This window comes from Neobacillus sp. GCM10027624 (assembly GCF_042675345.1).
Lineage (GTDB): Bacteria > Bacillota > Bacilli > Bacillales > Cytobacillaceae > Neobacillus > Neobacillus cucumis_D.
On the sequence record NZ_JBHTHD010000011.1, the window covers coordinates 796,726 to 818,877 of the forward strand.

General features: G+C 36.8%; 25 protein-coding genes. 13 read left to right on the top strand and 12 right to left on the bottom strand.

Annotated features, from left to right (window positions below):
• Nucleotides 1-14 precede the first annotated feature (14 nt).
• On the bottom strand, nucleotides 15-683 hold the full coding sequence (gene modB / locus ACFQZ9_RS20400) for a molybdate ABC transporter permease subunit (RefSeq protein ID WP_498945115.1): 669 nt from the start codon (nucleotides 681-683) through the stop codon (nucleotides 15-17).
• A 156-nt stretch (nucleotides 684-839) separates the two neighbouring features.
• Nucleotides 840-1,103, bottom strand: coding sequence for a hypothetical protein (locus ACFQZ9_RS20405; RefSeq protein WP_133338004.1), 264 nt, complete (start codon nucleotides 1,101-1,103; stop codon nucleotides 840-842).
• Nucleotides 1,104-1,196: 93 nt separating this feature from the next.
• On the opposite strand from ACFQZ9_RS20405, the gene ACFQZ9_RS20410 reads away from it, so the two are divergent.
• Both ACFQZ9_RS20410 and ACFQZ9_RS20415 read left to right on the top strand, forming a co-directional pair.
• Entirely contained in the window at nucleotides 1,197-1,685 is a 489-nt protein-coding gene (locus ACFQZ9_RS20410; RefSeq protein WP_498945116.1) for an Hsp20/alpha crystallin family protein, read from the top strand.
• A gap of 169 nt (nucleotides 1,686-1,854) precedes the next feature.
• A complete protein-coding gene (locus ACFQZ9_RS20415; RefSeq protein ID WP_498945117.1) occupies nucleotides 1,855-2,217 on the top strand; it encodes a hypothetical protein in 363 nt (120 codons plus the stop codon).
• A gap of 30 nt (nucleotides 2,218-2,247) precedes the next feature.
• Here the strand turns inward: ACFQZ9_RS20415 and ACFQZ9_RS20420 are convergent, their stop codons facing one another.
• On the bottom strand, nucleotides 2,248-2,490 hold the full coding sequence (locus tag ACFQZ9_RS20420) for a YkuS family protein (protein WP_133337998.1): 243 nt from the start codon (nucleotides 2,488-2,490) through the stop codon (nucleotides 2,248-2,250).
• 99 nt (nucleotides 2,491-2,589) lie between these two features.
• Here ACFQZ9_RS20420 and ACFQZ9_RS20425 point away from each other — a divergent pair, with 99 nt between their 5' ends.
• Nucleotides 2,590-2,721: a YuzL family protein gene (locus tag ACFQZ9_RS20425; protein WP_498945118.1), complete on the top strand. Its 132-nt coding sequence runs from the start codon at nucleotides 2,590-2,592 to the stop codon at nucleotides 2,719-2,721.
• Between the two features lie 55 nt (nucleotides 2,722-2,776).
• Here ACFQZ9_RS20425 and ACFQZ9_RS20430 read toward each other — a convergent pair whose 3' ends face one another.
• The gene (locus ACFQZ9_RS20430) at nucleotides 2,777-4,396 is read right to left on the bottom strand and encodes an ABC-F family ATP-binding cassette domain-containing protein (RefSeq protein WP_498945119.1); all 1,620 of its coding nucleotides are present in this window, start codon (nucleotides 4,394-4,396) and stop codon (nucleotides 2,777-2,779) included.
• Between the two features lie 204 nt (nucleotides 4,397-4,600).
• On the opposite strand from ACFQZ9_RS20430, the gene ACFQZ9_RS20435 reads away from it, so the two are divergent.
• Nucleotides 4,601-4,735, top strand: coding sequence for a hypothetical protein (locus ACFQZ9_RS20435; protein ID WP_256218458.1), 135 nt, complete (start codon nucleotides 4,601-4,603; stop codon nucleotides 4,733-4,735).
• Between the two features lie 60 nt (nucleotides 4,736-4,795).
• On the opposite strand, the gene ACFQZ9_RS20440 is transcribed toward ACFQZ9_RS20435, so the two are convergent.
• Nucleotides 4,796-5,398, bottom strand: coding sequence for an SCO family protein (locus ACFQZ9_RS20440; RefSeq protein WP_498945120.1), 603 nt, complete (start codon nucleotides 5,396-5,398; stop codon nucleotides 4,796-4,798).
• A 129-nt stretch (nucleotides 5,399-5,527) separates the two neighbouring features.
• Between ACFQZ9_RS20440 and ACFQZ9_RS20445 the strand changes: the two genes are divergently transcribed.
• From ACFQZ9_RS20445 to ACFQZ9_RS20460, 4 genes are all read left to right on the top strand, one after another.
• The gene (locus ACFQZ9_RS20445) at nucleotides 5,528-5,917 is read left to right on the top strand and encodes a CidA/LrgA family protein (protein ID WP_198308846.1); all 390 of its coding nucleotides are present in this window, start codon (nucleotides 5,528-5,530) and stop codon (nucleotides 5,915-5,917) included.
• Complete coding sequence (locus ACFQZ9_RS20450) at nucleotides 5,901-6,578, top strand: LrgB family protein (RefSeq protein ID WP_498945121.1); 678 nt, start codon at nucleotides 5,901-5,903, stop codon at nucleotides 6,576-6,578. Before ACFQZ9_RS20445 ends, ACFQZ9_RS20450 begins: the two co-directional genes overlap by 17 nt.
• A 390-nt stretch (nucleotides 6,579-6,968) precedes the next feature.
• Nucleotides 6,969-8,894 carry an endonuclease MutS2 gene (locus tag ACFQZ9_RS20455; protein WP_498945122.1) on the top strand — a complete coding sequence of 642 codons (1,926 nt, stop codon included), beginning with the start codon at nucleotides 6,969-6,971 and terminating at the stop codon, nucleotides 8,892-8,894.
• A gap of 82 nt (nucleotides 8,895-8,976) precedes the next feature.
• The gene (locus tag ACFQZ9_RS20460) at nucleotides 8,977-9,234 is read left to right on the top strand and encodes a hypothetical protein (RefSeq protein ID WP_198308843.1); all 258 of its coding nucleotides are present in this window, start codon (nucleotides 8,977-8,979) and stop codon (nucleotides 9,232-9,234) included.
• 13 nt (nucleotides 9,235-9,247) lie between these two features.
• On the opposite strand, the gene ACFQZ9_RS20465 is transcribed toward ACFQZ9_RS20460, so the two are convergent.
• On the bottom strand, nucleotides 9,248-9,388 hold the full coding sequence (locus ACFQZ9_RS20465) for a hypothetical protein (RefSeq protein ID WP_198308842.1): 141 nt from the start codon (nucleotides 9,386-9,388) through the stop codon (nucleotides 9,248-9,250).
• A gap of 46 nt (nucleotides 9,389-9,434) precedes the next feature.
• Here ACFQZ9_RS20465 and ACFQZ9_RS20470 point away from each other — a divergent pair, with 46 nt between their 5' ends.
• On the top strand, nucleotides 9,435-9,674 hold the full coding sequence (locus tag ACFQZ9_RS20470; protein WP_232489968.1) for a cold-inducible protein YdjO-related protein: 240 nt from the start codon (nucleotides 9,435-9,437) through the stop codon (nucleotides 9,672-9,674).
• Nucleotides 9,675-9,721: 47 nt separating this feature from the next.
• Here ACFQZ9_RS20470 and ACFQZ9_RS20475 read toward each other — a convergent pair whose 3' ends face one another.
• The 3 genes from ACFQZ9_RS20475 to yhfH (ACFQZ9_RS20485) form a co-directional block, all read right to left on the bottom strand.
• The gene (locus tag ACFQZ9_RS20475; RefSeq protein ID WP_198309585.1) at nucleotides 9,722-9,913 is read right to left on the bottom strand and encodes a hypothetical protein; all 192 of its coding nucleotides are present in this window, start codon (nucleotides 9,911-9,913) and stop codon (nucleotides 9,722-9,724) included.
• 109 nt (nucleotides 9,914-10,022) lie between these two features.
• On the bottom strand, nucleotides 10,023-10,157 hold the full coding sequence (yhfH, locus tag ACFQZ9_RS20480) for a protein YhfH (RefSeq protein ID WP_081810903.1): 135 nt from the start codon (nucleotides 10,155-10,157) through the stop codon (nucleotides 10,023-10,025).
• Nucleotides 10,158-10,227: 70 nt separating this feature from the next.
• Nucleotides 10,228-10,365, bottom strand: a complete 138-nt coding sequence (gene yhfH, locus ACFQZ9_RS20485) for a protein YhfH (protein WP_081810901.1) — start codon at nucleotides 10,363-10,365, stop codon at nucleotides 10,228-10,230.
• Between the two features lie 288 nt (nucleotides 10,366-10,653).
• Between yhfH (ACFQZ9_RS20485) and ACFQZ9_RS20490 the strand changes: the two genes are divergently transcribed.
• From ACFQZ9_RS20490 to ACFQZ9_RS20500, 3 genes are all read left to right on the top strand, one after another.
• Complete coding sequence (locus tag ACFQZ9_RS20490) at nucleotides 10,654-13,197, top strand: PAS domain S-box protein (protein ID WP_498945123.1); 2,544 nt, start codon at nucleotides 10,654-10,656, stop codon at nucleotides 13,195-13,197.
• 195 nt (nucleotides 13,198-13,392) lie between these two features.
• Nucleotides 13,393-15,453 (top strand): molybdopterin oxidoreductase family protein, encoded by a 2,061-nt coding sequence (gene fdhF / locus ACFQZ9_RS20495; RefSeq protein ID WP_498945124.1) that lies wholly within the window; start codon nucleotides 13,393-13,395, stop codon nucleotides 15,451-15,453.
• Between the two features lie 209 nt (nucleotides 15,454-15,662).
• Nucleotides 15,663-16,247 (top strand): 3D domain-containing protein, encoded by a 585-nt coding sequence (locus ACFQZ9_RS20500; protein WP_498945125.1) that lies wholly within the window; start codon nucleotides 15,663-15,665, stop codon nucleotides 16,245-16,247.
• 316 nt (nucleotides 16,248-16,563) lie between these two features.
• Here ACFQZ9_RS20500 and ACFQZ9_RS20505 read toward each other — a convergent pair whose 3' ends face one another.
• The 3 genes from ACFQZ9_RS20505 to ACFQZ9_RS20515 all read right to left on the bottom strand — a co-directional run bounded on the left by ACFQZ9_RS20505 (nucleotide 16,564) and on the right by ACFQZ9_RS20515 (nucleotide 20,563).
• Entirely contained in the window at nucleotides 16,564-17,040 is a 477-nt protein-coding gene (locus tag ACFQZ9_RS20505; protein ID WP_498945126.1) for a GNAT family N-acetyltransferase, read from the bottom strand.
• 492 nt (nucleotides 17,041-17,532) lie between these two features.
• Nucleotides 17,533-18,834 carry an MFS transporter gene (locus ACFQZ9_RS20510; protein WP_498945127.1) on the bottom strand — a complete coding sequence of 434 codons (1,302 nt, stop codon included), beginning with the start codon at nucleotides 18,832-18,834 and terminating at the stop codon, nucleotides 17,533-17,535.
• A gap of 223 nt (nucleotides 18,835-19,057) precedes the next feature.
• Complete coding sequence (locus ACFQZ9_RS20515; protein WP_498945128.1) at nucleotides 19,058-20,563, bottom strand: nitrate/nitrite transporter; 1,506 nt, start codon at nucleotides 20,561-20,563, stop codon at nucleotides 19,058-19,060.
• A gap of 300 nt (nucleotides 20,564-20,863) precedes the next feature.
• Here ACFQZ9_RS20515 and ACFQZ9_RS20520 point away from each other — a divergent pair, with 300 nt between their 5' ends.
• On the top strand, nucleotides 20,864-22,144 hold the full coding sequence (locus tag ACFQZ9_RS20520; RefSeq protein ID WP_198308833.1) for an ArsB/NhaD family transporter: 1,281 nt from the start codon (nucleotides 20,864-20,866) through the stop codon (nucleotides 22,142-22,144).
• Nucleotides 22,145-22,152: the final 8 nt, after the last annotated feature.

Genomic DNA, 22,152 nt, shown 5'->3' on the forward strand with positions numbered 1-22,152 from the left:
CAGCGAAAAACTGTTCATGGCTTTTGTTTTACGGAGTAATTGGTTACAAATAGCATTAAAAAAGAGACCACAACCATTGACAAAACTAACATCCACGCAAGTGACATATTCCCTGAATCCATTGCCACATAGATTGCAGTAGGGGCTGTTTGTGTTTTACCAGGTATATTTCCGGCAAACATAAGGGTTGCTCCAAATTCACCTAATGCTCTGGCAAAGCTTAAAATTAAACCTGTGACCATGGATTTAGCCGACAAGGGGAGTGTGACAAATAAAAAAACTTTCATTTCATTTGCTCCGTCTACTCTTGCAGCTTCTTCAATATCTTTATCAACCGATTGAAAACCTAATTTGACCGTTTGAAACATAAGTGGAAATGCCACAATGGTAGATGCGATTATAGCCGCCCATGTAGTGAACATGATTGATTGATGAAAAATTTCTTCAATCAAGGCACCAACAGGACTATTTCTTCCGAAAAAGAAGATCAGTAAAAAGCCGATTACAGTTGGCGGGAGTACAATGGGAAGCATTAGGATGGTTTCAATAAATGCCTTCCCTTTAAATGCTCGCATTGAGAATAATCTTGCGAAAATAATCCCGAATAAAAAAACAATCACGACGGAAATCGATGCTATTTTTAACGATAAGGTAATTGGGGACCAAAATTCATTTGGAAACAAAATCATCAATCCAATACAATAAAGCCGTAATTTTTCGAATACAGTTCTCGTTGTCCTTCTTTGTAAATAATCATAGAAGAGAGAGAAGATATACTGTAATCATTATATCTAATTGGAGAGAATCCTCAAAGAAAAAACCACAATTTCGTTTTGCGTTTATTCCTCCCGGCACGGAAACGGATTGCCTATTGTTTCAAAGGAACTTGGGGAGTCAATTTGATCACGATCATCTACGAAACTTCTATTCCCAAAAAAGTCGCTCTTATCACCAAAGTTTTGCCCATATCCTTGATTTTTTTTGTCTGAATTATGCCATTCAGCCAAAAGATTTTGACCAATATTTACAGCAGATGCATTTTCAAAGGAATTAATTTTAATCATAAATATATTTATATTAATATACGGAACCGGAGCCGGCATGTTATCTCCTCCTTAAGCTTGTGGTTAAATATATGCATTGTTCCTGAGGTTTATCCCGAATGAACGGGGCAAGAGATGAAGGAGATGTGTAAGATGGATATGGATAAATTAAAACAATGGCTGGAGGTCGCTCAAAATATGCAAGGAGGCGATTTCTGGAAAAATATATTTGAACAAGATTTTGCAAAACAATTTATGAATGATCCTTCCTTTAAATCACCTATTTACGGAAATAGTGAAAAAAATATGCGAGAGGATAAAAACTCACGTACCTTTCCATCCATTGATATTTTGGAAGGGGAGGAGGAAGTAATGGTTTTAATCGAGCTCCCCGGAGTTAGGAAAGAAAATATTGAATTAGGCCTTAACGGAGATATTTTAACGATTAAAGGGACCGCACTGCCCATTCATCCTAATTTGAAAATAGCCTATTCGGAAAGGTTCTATGGTGAATTTAAGAGGCAGATTAAACTTCCCGATCAAATTAACCCCAGTGAAATAAATGCAAAGTTTTGGAACGGAATTTTATTTGTCAGCTATCAACGGAAAATGGAAAAAGGAGAAATAATCCCGATTGACTAGAATAAGGTCTCCTTTTCTTTATTTGGACATGTTTATCTTTATCACCCATATATATAAGTAAGGATAAAATAAGGGAGCGTCCGCGCACATGTCACTAAAAGATTTATTCCTCATTTTCAATAAAAATGATGATGTAAAGAGCTTAAAAAGAAAATTGACTTCCCTAGAATTGGATGTAAAAGAATTGAAAAAATCTTTATTAGCAATCCAGGAACAAAAAAAGGAGTCTGAAGAGAAAAAAATCATTCATAAAGAGCCTCCGATTATTATTGAAAAAATTAACATTGAAAAAATCATTTTAGATAAATATGAGCTTAATAATAATTTTGGCCAGTTAGGAATTAAAGAATTGAAGGGGAAATTGAATATTGGTGCAACTTATGGAAGTGAATATACCCCAAATCTAAATGAGGATGAAGAAAAAGTAGAAGAAGAGCCTGCCCGAAAGGAGAACATAAATAAACAAGCAAAAGGTTTTGGTCCAAAAGTCAACATTAACCCCAAAAAAGAAGAAGATATGAAAAAAGACTAAAGTTTTCAACCTTTAGTCTTCCTGAGAAAATCATTGCAGTCTGCTTTCAACTTGTTGGCATACTTCGTCAGCGGACATTCCATTGGCATCAATGACCGATCCCTTTGTATAGGTATCCTGCATTCCCATAACGTTAGAGTCCATTCCAGTAACCACACAGCAATCACAATTCTGCGCATCTGATTCCTGCTTCAGTTCAACAACATCATAACCTTTTTCCCTTAGTGCCTGTTGAATATTTGTAAGAGATTGTTCTACTCCAATCTTTGCCATACAAAACACCTCCTCCTGTAGATTATCTTGCCTAAGTTTTCCTGAATTATTCCGTATAAGTACCGATATTTTTCCAAAACTATAATGGGAGGTGTTCATATGGGAAAGCGTAAAAAAGATGCTTCGAAAATAGGGCTTAATTCTTCTCAAGTAGAGGGACAAGGGACGACAAATACGGAAACAGGAACAAGGTCTGAGCCATCATCCCGTAGAAGGAAAAAAAGTCCCTAGGCATTACTGAAGCTAGACAGAAAAAAGCGGACACGATTGCGTGCCCGCTTTTTTCTTATTGATACATTTCCGCTACTTGTTTTTGAATATCAGCATTTTCAAGATATTCATCATAGCTCATTTGTTTATCAACTAATCCTTTTGGTGTCAGTTCAAAAATTCGATTGGCAATCGTTTGAATGAACTGATGGTCATGGGATGAAAACAAAAGAGATCCCTTAAAATTAATTAATCCATCATTTAATGCTGTAATGGATTCCAAATCAAGGTGGTTGGTTGGTTCATCCAGCAGCAATACGTTTGCGCCATTTAGCATCATTTTTGAAAGCATACAACGAACCTTTTCGCCACCTGAAAGCACACTAGCCTTTTTCAATACTTCCTCACCTGAAAATAGCATTCTTCCTAAAAAGCCTCGTAAAAAGCTTTCGCTTTCATCTTTAGGTGAAAACTGGCGGAGCCACTCCACAAGATTTAATTCACTGTTCTCAAAGAATTCGGAGTTATCCTTTGGAAAATAAGCCTGACTTGTTGTAATTCCCCATTTAAAGGAACCGCTATCGGGTTCCATTTCACCCATTAAAATTTTAAACAAAGTGGTTTTTGCAAGCTCGTTTGTTCCAACAAGTGCAATTTTGTCTCCCTTATTCATAAAGAAGCTGATATTATCAAGAACCTTCACACCATCAATCGTTTTCGTTAAGCCTTCGACTCTTAAAAGGTCATTGCCGATTTCACGCTCTGGTGTAAAGCCGACAAATGGATAGCGGCGTGATGATGGCTTGATATCATCTAACGTAATTTTATCTAATAGTTTTTTACGGGAGGTAGCCTGCTTGGATTTGGAAGCATTTGCACTAAAGCGGGCAATGAAGCTTTGCAGCTCCTTGATTTTTTCCTCCTTCTTCTTGTTGGCGTCGGAAGCCATCCTTGAAGCTAACTGGCTTGATTCATACCAAAAATCATAGTTACCGACATAGATTTGGATCTTACTGAAATCTAGGTCAGCAATATGGGTACAAACCTTGTTTAGAAAATGACGATCATGGGAAACGACAATAACGGTATTCTCAAAGTTTATTAAGAAATCTTCAAGCCATTGAATCGCTTTTATATCTAAGTGGTTCGTTGGCTCGTCCAAAAGAAGGACATCAGGGCGTCCGAACAAGGTTTGAGCAAGAAGGACTTTTACCTTCTCAGATCCAGTCAATTCAGCCATTGTTTTATAATGCAGGTCTTCTTCAATCCCAAGACCTTTTAGGAGAATAGCGGCTTCCGGCTCAGCCTCCCAGCCGTTTAACTCTGCAAATTCACCTTCAAGCTCCGCAGCCTTCATCCCATCCTCATCGGTGAAATTTTCCTTCATGTAGATGGCATCCTTTTCCTGCATCACTTGGTATAATCTTGCGTGCCCCATGATAACAGTTTTTAAAACTTCATATTCTTCATACTCAAAGTGGTTTTGTTTTAATACTGCCATCCGCTCATTTGGTCCAAGTGAAACGTTCCCGGTTTGTGCTTCGATTTCACCAGAAAGTATTTTTAAAAATGTAGATTTTCCGGCACCATTTGCCCCAATCAGACCATAACAATTTCCGGGTGTAAATTTAATATTAACATCTTCAAACAGTTTGCGGTCTCCATATCTTAAGCTTACATTGCTAACGGTAATCATAGTTAAAATCCTCCAAAACAAAATATCTATTTATTATACCATTAATAACTCATGGAACGAAACTATTAGTAATAGCAGTTCCATTATTTCGTGTAGACGGTTCATCCTAACATGAAAATATTTCTAAATTTTTTTTCGGGTTTTCACACTTTATTCATATATTTGTTGTAGAATGTACCTATGATGTTAAAGAAGGTGAGAAGCATGGCAAAAAAGCAGCTTACAGAATTCGTTAATAAATTAAAAAAAGCTGGTATTAAAGTAAGTCTAACAAAACCAAAGTCCAATTACCTTTTATCCTTGCAGCAAATTAAAAGATATCCTTCATCGGTGAATTAAATAGGTTAAAAAAAGCGGTTAATCCTATGGACTAACCGCTTTTTTTAGTGAAAGGTAATTCTAATTAATTTTTTTCATGATTTTTTCATACACTTCTTTTTTGTCGAATTTTTCTCCCATTGGGAATTTGGCAATAAACTTATTATTTTTGTCCACTAAATAAGTGTTCGTAGTATGGATAAATTGTCCGTTTCCTGGATCCTTGTATTGAAATTGTAAGGAGGTGGCGATTTCTCTAATACTTTTCTGATCTCTTTTAATGTTCTGCCTATCCCCAGTTAAAAACAGCCAATTTTGATCCTTGCTAATTCCAAATCCCTCCATGTAACCTCTTAATACCTTGGGAGTATCGCGGTATGGATCGATGGTGATCGTAAGAAATTCGATATCCTTGCCAAAAACACCGCTTTTCTCCAATTCTTGTTTTAAAACATTCATTTTTTGCGTAGTTGTCGGACAAATATCAGGGCAATGAGTATAAATAAATTCTACAAGCTTTAGCTTTGAATCGTCCGCTCCAAATTTGTATGAATCTCCATTTTGGTTAATTAAGGTAATATTTGACGGTATTTTTGCGTTTGCATCACGAATCAGAAAAAAAGCAATACCAGCTGCTATACCAACGAATACAGCGAGAGTGCATATAAGGTAGATCTTTTTCATTTTGTAATCCCTCCTATCAATAAGATAAAGAAGTTTTAAAAAAAATCATATGGATAATTTGTGAACAAAAGATAGTTGTTCAAACGTTTATCCCTTATACTAAATAAAAACGGAGTGGGGGTTCAGTGGATGAAAAAAGGATGGAAAATATGCTGCCAATTGTTGACCTTAGTTTTGATTTATCAAATCGGAAATTGGACCGTCCATTTTACACATTTAAAAATCCCAGGGAATGTAATGGGTTTGATGATTCTATTGGTTTTACTCTGGCTTAAAATCATTAAAATTGACCAAATTGAACTTGTTTCCGGCTGGCTTTTGAAGCATTTAGGCTTCTTTTTCATTCCAATTTCGGTTGGTTTAATGACTCTGGGTCCAACTCTGCTTCATAAAGGGATGGTCTTTCTTTTTATTCTTGTTATTAGTGCATTCATTGGTTTGGTAACGGCTGGAAAAACAACTCAGGCTGTCATAAAGAAAAAAGAAAAGGTAGTAGATTATCATGATCACGCTATTTAGTATCCTTTTAACGCTGTTAATCTATAGATTGACAATTTTTTTAGCAGGAAAATATCCCACACCATTAACCAGTCCTGTATTTCTAAGTACAATTTTGATCATTGCCATTCTCCTGGGGCTGCATATATCTTATGATGATTATACTCCCGCAAAGAATATCATGACCTTTTTGCTCGGTCCGGCAACAGTTGCTCTTGCGGTACCGATATATAAGAATTGGCATCTTTTATCTAAATATTTTGGTGCTGCGTTGATTGGGTTGATTGCAGGGACCGTTTTAACAATTGGCTCTGCCTTGCTTTTTGCGAAAGCCTTTCACTTTTCTAGAACCATTCTTCTTGCCTTAAGTATCAAATCTGTAACTGTACCGGTGGCAACAGAGATTGGTAAAATATTAAAAGTGAACCTGCCGTTAATTGTAGCCTTTGTCATTATTACCGGGATGATTGGTGCGATGTTTGGTCCAAAATTATTAAACTTGTTTAAGATTGATCATCCGTTTGCCCGCGGCCTGTCAATTGGAACGATTGCTCACGGGATTGGAACTGCTGAAGCAGTCAAGGAGGGGGAAATCCAAGGGGCAGTAGCTGGAGCGGCGATGGGAATTGCTGCAATACTGACATCCTGTATTCTACCGTATCTTATTCCTGTTTTACTTTAAAAATTTCTAATCTGAATTTCTCTTCTGTTATTGACAATTTGTTCCAAATTGAATATGCTATATTTGATAAATTGTAAAAAGTAAGGAGTATGTTTTTATGTTAGGTGTCGTTCTTAACTAATCCAATAATTGGATACAATCATTCCATTAGCCTCATTCATTTTTTAAAAGGGTGAAAGAGGGTTTATTTGCTATGGGATGAAGTTAAGAACAATGGGCGAACATAAGCATACATTCCTATTCCATGATGCTGTGTACACTTGTGTAGACAGTTTTTATTTTGGAGAAATTTATGCATGAAAAAATGAAGGGGAAGACTCATTTTTTCACATTGTCCGCAATGACATTGTTCATTGCGGCTATTTTTATTTTTAGGGAGGAAAAATCAAATTGAATCAACATACTTTTAAAACATTGGAATTTCAACAAATTAAAGAGCAGATTGCTCAATTTGCCTTAACAGACGAAGGAAAAGAAAAAATCCTAACTCTCATTCCATCTAACCATTTAAAACAAATTGAAGCATGGCTCGATGAGGTGTCAGAAGCGGTAGAAATTTTGAAAAAAAGCTCAAGTGTACCTGTACATGGGATGGATGGTATGAAGCAGCTAACCCTTCAATTAAATAAGGGAGTAGCACTCCGTCCGGAGCAACTGGCAAAACTTTATGAGTTTTTGGACTGCTGCAGGAAAATGCGAAGATTTATGAAAGATAAGGAATACCTCGCACCGAGAGTTGCCTCATATGTCGAGGCAATCAATGATCTGCCAGAGCTTGCGAAAGAAATTATCCGCTGTATCAGGAATGGGGGGGTGGATGATTATGCAAGCAAAGAATTATTAAAAATCAGAAAACAAATCATGATTCATGAAGAACGCTTAAAAGAGAAAACCATGCAGTTGATTCGTTCCAATAAATATAAAACCTATCTTCAAGAAAATGTTGTCAGTCAAAGAAACGGTAGATATGTTATTCCGATTAAAAAAGAATATCGGAACAAAATCAAAGGTACTGTCCTTGATACCTCTGCATCAGGTTCAACCTTATTCATTGAGCCGGAGGAAATTTCGCTTTACCAGGATCAATTAACCTGGCTAATAGCAGATGAAGAGGTAGAGGTACAAAAGGTCCTTGTTTATCTAACTGGTTTAGTAGAGGAAAATCAACTGCAAATTTGCTCAGCAATGGAAATTATGGTTCATTATGATTTTTTATTTGCGAAAGCAAAATATAGCCGTACCCTGAATGGTGTGAAGGCAGGGATCAATGAATCACATGAAATCAAATTAATTCAAGCAAGACATCCATTGCTTGGAGAAAAGGCAGTACCGTTAACACTGGAATTAGGTAATACAGAGAATGCATTAGTGATTACTGGTCCAAATACAGGAGGAAAGACGGTAACGATTAAAACCGTTGGGCTATTGACGCTAATGGTACAAAGCGGCCTTCATATTCCTGCAGCCACGGGAAGTAGTCTTAGTATTTTTCATCGTATTCTTGTTGATATTGGGGACGGCCAAAGCATTACTGAGAATTTAAGCACCTTTAGTTCTAGAATCGTGAATATCATTGAAATTTTAAAGGATACCAATGATCGATCATTGGTCTTATTAGATGAGTTGGGATCGGGAACGGACCCCGGTGAAGGGATGGGGTTAGCAACCTCTATTTTAGAAACACTCTATGATAAAGGGGCTACATTATTTGCAACCACTCACTATAGCGAAATAAAGGAATTTGCCGAAGTGCATTCAGGATTTATAAACGGATCGATGGAATTCGATTTGGAGACGCTCTCGCCTACGTATCGCCTTAATATTGGCAGAGGGGGAGATAGCCAGGCCTTTGCGATTGCACTTAAGCTGGGAATCCATCCAAACATCATTGAAAGAGCGCATGCGATTACCTATAAGGAAGAAAAACATTATGAAATGGCCGAAACCGATTCCTGGAAACGTAAAGAAATAGAAAAACAAATCATTGTGAACAAGCATCAAAAACGGAAGGAAGTAATTAAAGATAATCATAATGTCCCAATTTATCATCAGGGCGACAATGTCAAAATTTCTCCTTCCAATGAATATGGGATCATCTATACCGGTCCGGATCAGCAAGGGAACTATCTTGTTCAAATCAAAGGTGAGAGGATTTCCGTGAACCATAAGAGATTAAAGCTTTATATATCGGCAGCTGAGCTTTACCCGGATGATTATGATTTTGATATTATTTTTCAGTCAAAGGAAACCCGCAAGAAAAGTAAAATCTTGTCTAAAAGGCATCATGAAGAGATCATCATTGATCATACTGAATAGGGAAGCGATTACTTTTCTTCTTGTCAAACCTTGAAAAAAGGTGGAAAATATATGATATAAATGAACCAAGGGAGTCTTTGATATGCCTAAGGAAATAACAAAATTTCATCATCGGCAGGTTGTTGTGAATACGTATGTAGACGAAGAATTAGTTAAACGGGATGGGTTTTGGTTTGAAGAGATTATCATGAACGGTTCAACACTTGCTTTTATGAAAGAGGGAAAAACAGTTAACGAGATTGAACTAACTGATGGAATAGAATTAAACAAAGAAGCAGTGTTTAAAAATTATTATTCATTAAATATTGAAAAGAAAAAAATTGAGATCTATTTTCCGTAAAGAGGCTGAAGAATCAGCCTCTTCTATTTTTTTGGTATTGTTCTGCCAGCAATTTTTTAACTTCGTTATAACTAAGACCCGACTGGCTGTTTAATCTTTTAACCTCTTCAATATCGGTCCCAACACTCGTAAATTTTTTTGAATTTATGCTCATTTGTATTCCCCCTTCATTAGAAAAAAGATAATTCCCATTTTTAGAAATGAAAAGCTTTGTTTTTGTGCATACTAGGAGTAGTAAAAAGGAGGCGGTTCCCATTTTTTATGGTAAAAGAGCAAAAGAAGAAGAGATCGAAAATATCCTTGTGGATACCGAAATTTATTCATGTATAGATGACTCCTGCATTGGTTGGATGCGAAAGGATTTTGTTACAGATGATTTACTTTGCCCAATGTGTGGAAATGAAATGATGTCTGAAATTAGAGAGCTTCCAAAAATATAAGATATTTTGAAAAGACTGTCACTGTACTATGACAGTCTTTTTTCATTTTACAGGTTTTCATTCTGCTGTTTGATTTCATCTCCGGTAATGACAATGTTGGCTTCAGTGAGTTCCATGTGACGGTCAACGGAATCACCGGCAACATTTTTTAAGTTTGGAAAAATAGATCCGTTCTCAATTGTTACCTGTTCTTGCCTTGGTGCATTTGTAAGATAATCTTCTTTTTTTGCCTTTGCCACTTCATTCAACTCCTTTGTTACATGTTTTGCAACAAGAGATGGGTTTATTCTTATTCTGTGGCGGAAGTAATTGCAAATTAAAAACTCTCCAGTTTCCTGGAGAGTTGGATTACTCTTCTTTTTTAGATAAACAGCGTTCGCATTCCATCATGTAGGATTCAGCTTGTTCCTCCATGTGCTGACCACACTCTGGACATTCCTTCTTAGGCAAATTACGGAAAAATTCAACCGGACTCATTAACATTTAAATCTCCTCCTTTGTTATATACAGCTTATTAATATTTTTTTTGTTGTAGTACAGTAGGGACAAAAAATTAGTACTCCTCTTTTTTTGACAGGCATCGGTCACATTCCATCATATAGGATTCAGCTTGCTCCTCCATATGCTGACCACATTCTGGACATTCCTTCTTAGGTAGGTTACGGAAAAACTCAACTGGATTCATTAACATTTAAAACTCCCCCTTTGTTTAATACAGTTTATTAATAATTCATCTGTTGTAGTACAGTATAAACAAAAAAATTAAAAATGTGTAGACCTTTTTTCAAAAAATTTTAACTTTTTTAAAAATAGTTCTTTTGTCCCGATTCCTGAATGTGTTTTTTATTTCTGATGAATAACAGCTTTTAGGAAATGATAGTAGAAAATTAGCTTGCTTTCACTATTTGGTACTTCCCTAATAAAATACTTTACATTACAATCATAATAGTAATGATGGAGATTGGAGGGATGCACGTTAATGAATATAGTTCTTGGAGCGATTCATCCTTTTTTTATTTTGATTGCCATAGGATTAACGATAATGGCTTCCTATACAGCATTAGATATGTTTACCTTAATTAAATCAGCTGAACCTAATAAACGCCTTTTATTCTTAGGAGGATCAGTAACATTAGGTGTTGGAATATGGGTAATGAATTTTATGGGGCTTATTGCGGCAGATAGCAGCCGGTTTGCAAGTTATCAAATTCCATTTACCATTTTATCCATTTTTATCGGGATTGCTTTTACAGGGATGGCTTTTGTCCCGTTCTTTGGTAAAAAAATTCGGTTATTTCAGCTAATGATTGGTGCAATACTTTTAACAGTTGCAGTTTATGCTACTCACATCATAAGTCTTTATGCAATGAATGTGACCCTAAAATACAATATTCCGCTATGTATTTTTTCTGGGATTCTAATTTTTTGTACCTTCATGTTCTCATTATGGATTTTATATTCATCAAAGAATTATACACACGCTAATCAGGTATGGCTGAAACCAGTTAGTGCGGTAATTATGGCGGGAGCGATTGCTGAAGGGCATTTTCTAATTAAAAGAGCAACAACGATTCTATCAACAGCTGAAATCATTAAGCCTTCAAGCGGTGAGGATACCTTTATTATTTATTTAGTCTTATTTGTATCCATTTTAATTATTTGTGGACTTATTGCCTCCAGTACATTAATTAGTAAACAACTGGTAGCTTCGGATACGAATTTAAAGGATATAAAAGCCGCTCTTGATGCATCATCAATTGTTGCGATTACCGATAAACGTGGAACGATTATGTATGTAAATGATAAATTTGAGGAAATTTCAAAATACAATAAAGAAGAAATTCTTGGTGAAAACCATCGAATTTTAAATTCGGGATACCATTCAAAAGAATTTTTTGCAGAGCTATGGAATACAATTAGTTCCGGAAAAATCTGGAGAGGAGAAATTCGTAACAAGGCGAAGGATGGCTCATTTTATTGGGTGGACACGACGATTGTTCCCTTTATTAATAAAAAAGGAAAACCGATCCAATATATTGCGATTCGTTCTGATATTTCAAAGCGAAAGCAGGCCGAGCAGGATTTGTTGGATTCGCTTAAGGAAGTTCGTGACATTACATTCGCTTTGGACCAATCCTCTATTGTTGCCATAACAGATGAGAAGGGGCGAATTACGACTGTTAATGATAAATTCTGTGAGATTTCGAAGTATCAGCGAAATGAATTAATCGGTCAGGATCATCGGATATTAAATTCGGGCTACCACTCAAAAGAATTTTTTAAAGAGTTATGGAAAACGATTGGACAGGGAAATGTCTGGAAGGGTGAAATTTGTAACAGGGCAAAAGATGGCAGTAATTACTGGGTAAATACAACGATTGTTCCATTCCTCAATGAGAACGGCAAGCCCTATCAATATGTTGCGATTCGAACCGATATTTCAAATAGGAAGAAAGCGGAAGAACATTTAAAACAAATGGTTAAGGAAAACACCGATATCAAATTTGCCCTTGACCAGTCTTCTATTGTTGCTTTTACCGATGCACAAGGTAAGATTACCAGTGTAAATGATAAGTTTTGTGAGATTTCGAAGTATAGCCGTGATGAGATCATTGGAAAAGATCATAATATATTAAATTCCGGTTTCCATTCCAAGGAATATTTCAAAAATTTATGGAAAACAATTGGCGAGGGGCATGTTTGGAAAGGGGAAATTAGAAATAAGGCCAAGGATGGCACCTATTATTGGGTCGATACAACCATAATTCCATTCTTGAATGACCAGGGTAAACCATATCAGTATTTAGCGATTCGGAATGATATTACCGAACGTAAACGTACGGAAGAAGTCCTCCATCGTCAGGATAAGCTTGCGGCCGTCGGGCAATTGGCGGCAGGGGTAGCTCATGAAATACGGAATCCGTTAACCTCGATGCGAGGTTATGCTGAATTTCTTCAATTAGATGAAAAGGACCCAGAACGGTTGGAGTTCTTGAACATCATTCTTGATGAAATAGAACGGGTTAACACGATTGTTGAGGATTTTATGGTGTTGGCAAAACCAAAAGCGGTAGAATTAGAGGAAAAGAATGTAGTTCCAGTCATTAAAAATGTGGTATCATTATTGGAATTTGAGGCAAGAAAGAAAAATGTCCGCCTGCATTTTGAGTGTAATCAAGAAATTATTCAGATTGAATGCGATGAAAACCGTCTAAAGCAAGTCTTTTTGAACTTTATTAAAAATGGAATCGAAGCGATGCCGAATGGCGGTGAGCTGCACGTTAAAACGCTTATTCATGAGAATAACGTACAAATTTCGATTCAAGACACGGGTGTTGGGATCCCAAAAGAGAAATTAAAGAACTTGGGAGAACCGTTTTTCACCACAAAGAAAAATGGAAACGGGTTAGGATTAATGGTCAGCTTTAAAATCATTGAAAGCCATAATGGAAAAGTGTTTGTTGAAAGCGAACCAAATAAAGGTACCACCTTTAATATATTACTACCGGCTAAAACGGCCTGACAAAAAACGGGAGATCAATTTTTCCGTTTTTTATTTGTCTGGCTCGAACGCTTGTCGGGGCTGAGCAAGGCGTTTCTGCTTTTCTAGTTTTCAAAAAATAGACAAATTTGAGTCAAAAAAGAAACTTACATGATGAAAAGAATAGATTAATATGATGATAGTAGGGATTTTTGTTTAATCAAAGGAGGGAAGACAATGGGTGAAACATCTTTGGTAAAGACTATTTGTGGTTATTGTGGAACTGGCTGCGGCTTAGTGCTCGAGGTCCAGGATAATAAAATTTTGAAGATCCGCGGTGATAAGGAGGCTCCTGTCAACAAAGGACAAACCTGTGTAAAAGGAGCATTTGCCTATGAATATGTTCACGCAAAAAATAGACTAACCTCTCCCCTAATTCGCATAGCCGGAAAACTGGTTGAAAAAACATGGGATGAAGCTTATGAATTTATCGCTAGGAAATTGGGAGAAATTAAAGACGAGTGGGGTCCAAATGCGATTTCTATGTTTGCTTGTGCACGGACCACGAACGAATCCAATTTTATCACGCAAAAATTTATGAGGACTGTGATTGGCAGTAATAATATCGATGGTTGTAACCGAACGTGACATGCTCCTAGCGTTGCCGGTCTGGCAACTGTTTTTGGAAGCGGTTTCCCAACCAATACACTTGAAGATTTTGATAAAGCGGAAGTATTGCTGTTAATGGGGTCAAACACAACAGAGGCACATCCAATTATCGCGAATCGAATGAAAAAAGCAGCCAAAGCAGGTCTTAAAATTATTGTCATTGACCCAAGAAAAATTGATATGGTGAAAGTCGCCCATCGTCATTTACAAATCAATGTCGGTTCGGATATCGCTCTTATAAATGCGCTTATCCATGTAATTTTAAAAGAAGGATTATATAATCCTGAGTTTATAAAGCAATTTACGATTGATTTTGCTGCACTTGAAAGACTTGTGGAATCTTATACACCTGAACATGCAGCCGAAATTACTGGGTTAAATCCGGCGGATATTGTTGCAACAGCAAGAGAATATGCTGCCTCAAGTGGCTCCATGATTGCCTATACTCTTGGGATTACGGAACACCATTGCGGGGTAAATAATGTTTTTGATATTGCGAATCTAGCTTTATTAACCGGCAATATTGGCAGGGAAGGTACCGGAATTATGCCGCTTAGAGGGCAAAATAATGTTCAGGGAGCAGGAGATATGGGCTGTTTGCCAAACCAATTGGCAGGGGCAATGAGTCTTACAAATGAGGAATATCGGGGTCGGTATGAAAAAGAATGGAATGTGGTGTTGAACCCAATTGCAGGTGATACACAAACCAGAACCTTTGATAAGATTGAAACTGGTGCCTTAAAGGCTCTTTATGTAATAGGAGAAAATCCGCTTTTAGCTGATGTTCATATGAATCATACTAAAACATTATTAGAAAAGCTGGACCTATTAGTTGTTCAAGACATCTTTTTAACGGAGACGGCCCAAATGGCGGATGTCGTTTTGCCAGCACGTTCTTGGGGGGAAGTGGACGGAACCTATACAAATACAGATCGACGAATTCAGCGGGTCCGCAAAGCAGTTGTTTCCCATCCGGATGTGAAAGAAGATTGGGAAATTCTTTGTGAACTTTCAACATTAATGGGCTATCCGATGAAGTATAACAGCAGTGAGGAAATCTGGGATGAGGTGAGAAAGCTTGCTTGGGAGATGTATGGCGGTATTTCCTATGAACGTCTAGAAAAAGAGTACAGCCTTCATTATCCATGTCCAACTGAAAATCATCCGGGTACATTTGTCATGCATGAGCGATTCCACCAAGATAAGCAGCCAAGTAAAAAAGCACCGTTTGTCCCTGTTGACTATACACAGCCATTAGAGCGTCCTGATGGGGAATATCCATTTATGCTCACAACTGGACGCCGCTATGAATCCTATAATACGCACTCGCAAACACGTCATTATGCAGCTGGAGTAAAGATAAAACAGACGGAAGAAACCGTTGATATTCATCCGGAAGATGCAATATTGTTAGGAATCGAAGATGGCGAGGTTGTTCAGGTACGTTCCCGTAGAGGAGAATTAAACGTTAAGGCGAAAATAACTGATCAAGTGGTACCTGGTCTAGTGTTCATGAGTTTTCACTGGAGCGAAACTCCTACCAATATTTTAACCTTAAATGAATTTGATCCTATTTCCGGAACAGCTGAATATAAGGCCTGTGCAGTTGTAATTTCCAAAATAAGCTAATTTTATAGTGAAAACGGAGGTTTTGACCTCCGATTTTTTTATGAAATATATATAATTCGAAGAAAAATAATTTTTCTGACCATCGAAATGTTATTGTAATATAATTGGATTTTGTGTAAAGCAATTAACATCTCCCTGTTCTTTGTATAAGAAAATTCCATGGTATCATGGTACTAGTTAGCGAACGAAAGAACATGGGGGGTAAAAAAATGTTTAAAAAAATAATAGCATTATTCGCAGTAGCTGCACTCTCAGGGACTATAGGTGCTAATGTTGATGCCGCTGAGATTACAGTAAAAAAGGGAGATACCCTTTGGGATATTGCTAAAGTACATAAAACCACTGTACATAAAATTAAAAAGAAAAATCATCTGTCTTCTAGTTTGATTCATCCAGGAGAAAAACTCACTATAGATTCAAATAAAAAAGCTTCTAAACATGTGAAAAAGAAAAAGTATGTATCAAAAAAGAAGCATGTGAAGAAAAAAAGGGCTGTAAAAAAATCAAAAGTAATTACAGTGAAAGCAACTGCCTACACTGCAAAATGTAAAGGTTGTTCCGGAATTACTGCGACAGGGATTAATCTTAAAGCAAATCCAAAAGCAAAGGTTATTTCAGTTGACCCGAAAGTTATTCCTTTAGGTTCAAAGGTTTACGTAGAAGGGTATGGATATGCTGTTGCCGGAGATACAGGCGGAGCCATTAAAGGTCATCATATCGATGTGTTTATCCCATCGAAAACAAAAGCAGTCAATTGGGGAAGAAAACATGTAAATGTTACGATTATAAACTAAAACTGCCGACAACGGCAGTCAGGCTATCGAAAAAAAATTTTCGATAGCCTTTTATTTTATTCACTCTCTCTATCAATTCACCGTGTTAATGTATTTTTAAAAGATTGTCTATGCTAATGGGCATGTTGCTTTCCGCTCCAGGTGCTTCGCTTTCCGCGGGCGTGCCGGGGAGCCTCCTCGTCGCTTCGCTCCTGCGGGGTCTCCCCAGCCCCGTACTCCCGCAGGAGTCTTCGCGCCTTCCGCTCCAATCAACAGATGTATTCAATAAAGACATTCAACTCCAAATTAATTATAAGATAATTGGAGAATTTAATGATTAAGTGTTACTACTCAAAATTTTCCTCAACCTCAATACTGGGTGTTCTTCATTCTCTTCCCTCAATTTGACCATTCCAAAATTGGTATATAATCGAATTGCCCTTTCGTTTGTTGGAGATACCCTTAAATGATACTCAGAAACATTCATATTCCTGAAAAAGTTTTCTGCATACCAAATTAAATCTTTTCCAAGTTCTTTTCCGCGATATTCAGATATCAGGTAGATTAGATTTATATATCCAATTTGTGTTCCACAATAATTAACGATACCAAGTCCTAATTGTCCTATTGAAGTATTATCTTCTTCGACAATTAACTGACCACTAGGGCATTGATTAATCCTTTCTTCCATTCGGTTTAAATATGTTATTTCATCAAAACCTTCTTCTGTACCAAAACTTTGGATATAAGTATCCTTCCTAAACTTAATAAGTAAATCCTTGTCTTTCTCAATATCAATTATACGAAAATTCATTTCTTAATCCTCATTCATTAATTTTCTTTTACAACGCAAAATGTTTATAATAAAATATTCAGTAAAAAAATCCAAAATCCTTCTTATGCTAAACTGAAAGCTTGTTATAACAACAACTTCGGAAAAATGTATACTGCCAATACTTAGACAATAAATGCTTTAAACAAATATATTAGTTTGGTCAAAATATCTAGAAATTCTGGACATCCTTTACCATCAACTTTTTGATATTATAACTTGGCAAAAACAGTTTAAGCCAAAAGGTATATCCAACGTGAATATTAATTTGTTTCTATTAATGAATTAGCTCCGATGAACACCTTCTTCCCTTGATTGACAAATTGTCCCTTGACCACGGGACTAGAGCCTGATTGGATAAGGTGTGTGGCTTTCTTAGGTTCATTTGCTCCTTGTTGATTGGAGCGGAAAGCAACAGGCCCATTAGCATGCCAATACTTTAATATAGGTTTTAATTAAAAAAAACAAGCCGGATTATCCGACTTGTTTTGCCAATGTTTTAGCTGCTGTTGATTTTCTTTGATAGAAGAACCAGTTAAGACCAAAACTAATTACATAGAAACCTATAAAGAAGTAAAATGCAGTTACATATGAACCTGTAGTATTAATAGACCAGCCGAATAGTTTTGGAATGAAGAAAGAACCATAGGCAGCAAATGCTGCTGAAAACCCAATTACTGGTGCTGCTTCTTTTGGAACAAAGATATTCGGAATCATTTGGAACGTTGATCCAGAGCCAATACCAGATGCTAAGAAAAGAACCAGGAATGCTACCAAGAAACCAGCAAATTGCTTATCATTTAAGAAATAAATAACACCGAAAGCTCCAATTGCCATAACCACAAATACATACGCGGTTACCTTCGCACCGCCAAACTTATCAGCCAACCAGCCGCCAACAGGCCTTGCTGCCGCTGCCACTAAAGCACCAAGGAAGGCAAGAGAGAGGTGCTCAGGAAATTGAGATTTTAATAGAAGCGGAAATGCCGCTGAATACCCAATAAAGGAACCAAATGTTGCAATATAAAGGATGGTCAAAATCCAAGTATGCTTACGTTTCACAATCACAAATTGATCTGCAACAGATTGTTTTGCATTTGGTACGTTATCCATTTTAAATAGTGCAAGTAATGTAACAATAACAATAGGGATTACCCAGATAAATGCAGCATTTTGTAACCAAACATGTTGACCAGTAGATAATACTTGTTTGCCTCCAACAAATGCGAAGGTGCTGGAAGTAATAATCAATGGTGTTACAAATTGTACAACGGAAACGCCCATATTTCCTAAACCGCCATTAATACCAAGTGCTGTACCTTTTTCTTTTTTCGGAAAGAAAAAGCTGATATTCGCTGAAGATGATGAAAAGTTACCGCCGCCAAGACCACAAAGAGCAGCCAACAAAAGCATTATTGAAAATGGTGTGTCGGGATTTTGTACTGCAAAACCAATTCCGATGGCAGGGATTGCTAAAATCGCAGTGGAAATAACTGTCCAGTTCTTTCCACCGAATGTACCAACTGCAAAGGTATAAACAAAGCGAAGTGTTGCTCCGACAAGTCCTGGGATAGCAGCAAGTGTAAATAGTTGTTCTTCTGTATAATGGAAGCCAATATCGTTTAGTCTCACGGCAACCACTGACCAGATTTGCCAAACGATGAAAGCTAGCATTAGAGATGGTACTGAGATCCATAGATTTCTTTGTGCGTGTTTCCTTCCTTCTGTTTTCCAAAATTTTTCGTCCTCTGGATTCCAATAATTAATTCGTGCCATTATTGACTCCTCCTAAATTCTAAATTTATATTTTTTGAATGTCTGTTGTTTATATTGAAACTATAAAACAGATGGTAACATGAAATTTGTGACGTACGTCACAAAAATAGTGAAGGAAATGTGAACATAGGTTCAAAGTCAAAAAGTTGTCAAAAAGCCATTTTATTAAATAAAAAATGAGCAAAAAAAACAGCCTTCCGATTGGAAAGCTGTCGATCCCTCTTTATTTTTTTTCTTCTTCTTCGCGTTCTTCACTGAACATCCCAACAAAGTTTTTTGTTTGGCCTGCTTCATCCTTAATGGCTGTAATAGTTAACCATTCCTTATAGAGTTCTTGATTTTTACGTTTATTCCAAATATGACCTTCCCAAAATCCTTCTTCTCTCAACTGATTCCACATACTTTTATAAAAATCATTATTGTGTTCTCCTGACTGGAGAACGCTTGGTGTCTTTCCAACTACCTCTTCTTGACGGTAACCGGTGATTTTTGTAAATGCCGGATTTATTTTTTGGATAATTCCATTCGGATCAGTTACCACGATGCCATCGACGGCATGATTGACAATTTTATTCGAAATATCAAGTTTATCCTGATAGTAAAGCCAGACAACTAAAACGAAGCTTGATAATGAAATTTCCGACAAAGACATAAAGCCGATCGCGTAATGCCCGGTCCAGTTAAATAGGATAGTTAAAATTAATGGCGGGAAAAATCCGCCGAGTCCACCCATTGCGGATACAATACCATTTACCACACCTGCCTGCTTTGAAAAGAACAATGGGACAAGCTTAAAAATGGCACCATTGCCAATCCCTGCACAAAATGCTACTAATAGGCAGCCAAAGGAATAAATCGGCAAGGATGGGGTAAAAGACAAGAGAAAACCCGCAAAGGTAAGCCAAAAGAAAACAAACATTAAGATTAACAAAGGATTCAGCTTATCACTGAGCCAGCCGCCAACAGGTCTAAAAAGAGTGGCAATAGCAATAAAACCTGCTGTCCGGAGACCCGCATCTACCTTCTCTAATTCAAAGTGATTGACTAAAAAGGACGGCAAATAAATTGTAAAAGCAACAAATGACCCAAATGTGATGAAATAAAATAAACTTAGCAGCCATAGTTTTGGGTTCCGATAAACCTCTTTAATGACCACGGAAAAGGAGTTATTCACTTTTCGCTCTTTTCGGTCACCTAATAAGAAATTAATGACAGCAAAAACCAAGACAACAATTAGAAAGACTTTAATCGTGCTTCTCCAACCGTACGCAGTTGCAAGAACAGGAGCGGAAAAAGAGGTGATAGCTGTCCCGATATTTCCGGCACCATAGATCCCGTTAATAAATCCATGCTTTTTTTTCTCATAATACTTCGGTAATGAAGTTACACCGATAGAAAATAGCGCGCCGCCAATCCCCAGTAAAAACCCTCCCAATATGAGCATGGCAAATGAATTGGCGAAGCTAAGGACCGCGATAGGGATCAGCAGAACAAGAAAACAAATGGTAAATAAGGCTCTTGCACCAAATCGATTCGTCCAAAAACCAATTGGAACCCTTAGTAGTGATCCAAGGATGACCGGAACAGCAGTGGCCCAGGCAATTTGGGTTGTAGATAAGTTAATATCTGCTTTAATAAATGGCATAAGTGAAGAAATAAGTACCCAAACCATAAAACCGGCAACAAGGCTTCCGGTTTGAACAAAGAGTTGTTTTGGTCCTTGATTCATTCAAATCCCCCTTAATAATGATTCATTATAAAATGAATAGGTTCCCCTCATTAGAAATTAATCATTCTTTTTGTGGGGAAATTTTCCTTTTGTTATTATAATTGATTTTTGGAGAATAAACAGTGAGGTTTGACACAAAACTTTCATTGTTAGTTTTATTTTTAACACTTACGAAGTTTTTAATTATATTTTATTGAAATTCCTAAAATCAGAGTTATTAAAAGATAATAAATATTTACATATATAAATGAGAGTAGTATATTTTTTTCTGTATCTATTATATATAAGGGGAGTAGGAGCATGGGATCACAAGAGTGGATTGCCTTGATTATTTTTTTATTTACATATGCGACAATTATTTCGGAAAAAATTCATCGGACGACGATTGCTATGCTGGGCGGTCTTTTGATGGTTGCTTTTGGGATACTAGATCAGAAGTCGGCGGTTCATCATATTGACTTTAATACAATTGGTCTCTTGGTTGGTATGATGATTATTGTCGGAATCACTTCACAAACAGGTGTTTTTGAATTTATTGCTGTATGGGCCGCCCAGAAGGTAAAGGGGGAACCGGTTCGGATTTTAATTGTATTGAGTTTTTTTACTGCTGTAGCTTCTGCATTTCTTGATAATGTAACAACGGTTCTTCTCGTTGTTCCGGTTACCTTAAGTATTACTCATCAGCTAAAGGTACACCCCATTCCATTTTTAATGTCAGAAATATTCGCATCCAATATCGGTGGAACTGCGACCATGATTGGGGATCCTCCAAACCTGATGATTGGAAGTGCGGTAAAATCATTAGATTTTATGACATTTATCAATAATCTAGCATTGATTAACATCATCATCTTAGTTGTTACCATTTTTATATTTACGTTAATATATAAGAAACAACTAAAATCAACAAATGAATTAAAGAATCATCTATTAGGTAAAAATGCGAAACAGGAATTGAAGGATTATGATTTACTAGCAAAATGTATATTTGTCATTGCCCTTACATTGGGCGGCTTTTTTGCTCATCAAATTATACATATTGAGACGGCGACAATTGCCTTAATCGGGGCTTTTATCTTGCTTTTACTGACTGGGGACAAATATTTAGTTACGGTATTGGAAAAAGTAGAATGGACAACCCTTTTCTTTTTTATTGGTTTATTTGTCATTGTTGGAGGTTTGGTTGAAACAGGTCTTGTTGCTGCAGTTGCTAAAAAAGCAATTGCACTTACAGGGGGAGAACCAAAGGCAACCACGATTTTAATTCTTTGGATGAGTGCGATTATCTCGGCATTTGTTGATAATATTCCGTTTGTTGCGACCATGATTCCGATGATTAAAGAAATGGGGAAATTGGGTATAACCAATTTGGATCCATTATGGTGGAGTCTTTCTCTTGGAGCATGTTTAGGTGGAAATGGAACCCTTATTGGTGCCAGTGCTAATTTGGTGGTAGCTGGAATCGCATCGAAGGAAGGATACCATATAACATTTATGAAATATTTAAAGGTCGGCTTTCCTCTCATGTTATTATCCATTTTTATTTCAATGATTTATATTTATGTTAGATATTTATTATAGACACCATA

Excerpts from the sequence above, each read along its gene's own strand:
- ACFQZ9_RS20505 (WP_498945126.1), bottom strand. The coding sequence starts at position 17,040 with ATGAATTTTCGTATAATTGATATTGAGAAAGACAAGGATTTACTTATT.
- ACFQZ9_RS20430 (WP_498945119.1), bottom strand. The coding sequence starts at position 4,396 with ATGATTACCGTTAGCAATGTAAGCTTAAGATATGGAGACCGCAAACTG.
- ACFQZ9_RS20410 (WP_498945116.1), top strand. The coding sequence starts at position 1,197 with ATGGATATGGATAAATTAAAACAATGGCTGGAGGTCGCTCAAAATATG.
- ACFQZ9_RS20515 (WP_498945128.1), bottom strand. The coding sequence starts at position 20,563 with ATGAATCAAGGACCAAAACAACTCTTTGTTCAAACCGGAAGCCTTGTT.
- ACFQZ9_RS20435 (WP_256218458.1), top strand. The coding sequence starts at position 4,601 with ATGGCAAAAAAGCAGCTTACAGAATTCGTTAATAAATTAAAAAAAGCT.
- ACFQZ9_RS20510 (WP_498945127.1), bottom strand. The coding sequence starts at position 18,834 with ATGGCACGAATTAATTATTGGAATCCAGAGGACGAAAAATTTTGGAAA.
- ACFQZ9_RS20405 (WP_133338004.1), bottom strand. The coding sequence starts at position 1,103 with ATGCCGGCTCCGGTTCCGTATATTAATATAAATATATTTATGATTAAA.
- yhfH (WP_081810903.1), bottom strand. The coding sequence starts at position 10,157 with ATGTTAATGAGTCCGGTTGAATTTTTCCGTAATTTGCCTAAGAAGGAA.
- ACFQZ9_RS20420 (WP_133337998.1), bottom strand. The coding sequence starts at position 2,490 with ATGGCAAAGATTGGAGTAGAACAATCTCTTACAAATATTCAACAGGCA.
- yhfH (WP_081810901.1), bottom strand. The coding sequence starts at position 10,365 with ATGTTAATGAATCCAGTTGAGTTTTTCCGTAACCTACCTAAGAAGGAA.
- ACFQZ9_RS20440 (WP_498945120.1), bottom strand. The coding sequence starts at position 5,398 with ATGAAAAAGATCTACCTTATATGCACTCTCGCTGTATTCGTTGGTATA.
- ACFQZ9_RS20425 (WP_498945118.1), top strand. The coding sequence starts at position 2,590 with ATGGGAAAGCGTAAAAAAGATGCTTCGAAAATAGGGCTTAATTCTTCT.
- ACFQZ9_RS20520 (WP_198308833.1), top strand. The coding sequence starts at position 20,864 with ATGGGATCACAAGAGTGGATTGCCTTGATTATTTTTTTATTTACATAT.
- ACFQZ9_RS20450 (WP_498945121.1), top strand. The coding sequence starts at position 5,901 with ATGATCACGCTATTTAGTATCCTTTTAACGCTGTTAATCTATAGATTG.
- ACFQZ9_RS20490 (WP_498945123.1), top strand. The coding sequence starts at position 10,654 with ATGAATATAGTTCTTGGAGCGATTCATCCTTTTTTTATTTTGATTGCC.
- ACFQZ9_RS20445 (WP_198308846.1), top strand. The coding sequence starts at position 5,528 with ATGAAAAAAGGATGGAAAATATGCTGCCAATTGTTGACCTTAGTTTTG.
- ACFQZ9_RS20465 (WP_198308842.1), bottom strand. The coding sequence starts at position 9,388 with ATGAGCATAAATTCAAAAAAATTTACGAGTGTTGGGACCGATATTGAA.
- ACFQZ9_RS20500 (WP_498945125.1), top strand. The coding sequence starts at position 15,663 with ATGTTTAAAAAAATAATAGCATTATTCGCAGTAGCTGCACTCTCAGGG.
- ACFQZ9_RS20470 (WP_232489968.1), top strand. The coding sequence starts at position 9,435 with ATGAAAAGCTTTGTTTTTGTGCATACTAGGAGTAGTAAAAAGGAGGCG.
- ACFQZ9_RS20460 (WP_198308843.1), top strand. The coding sequence starts at position 8,977 with ATGCCTAAGGAAATAACAAAATTTCATCATCGGCAGGTTGTTGTGAAT.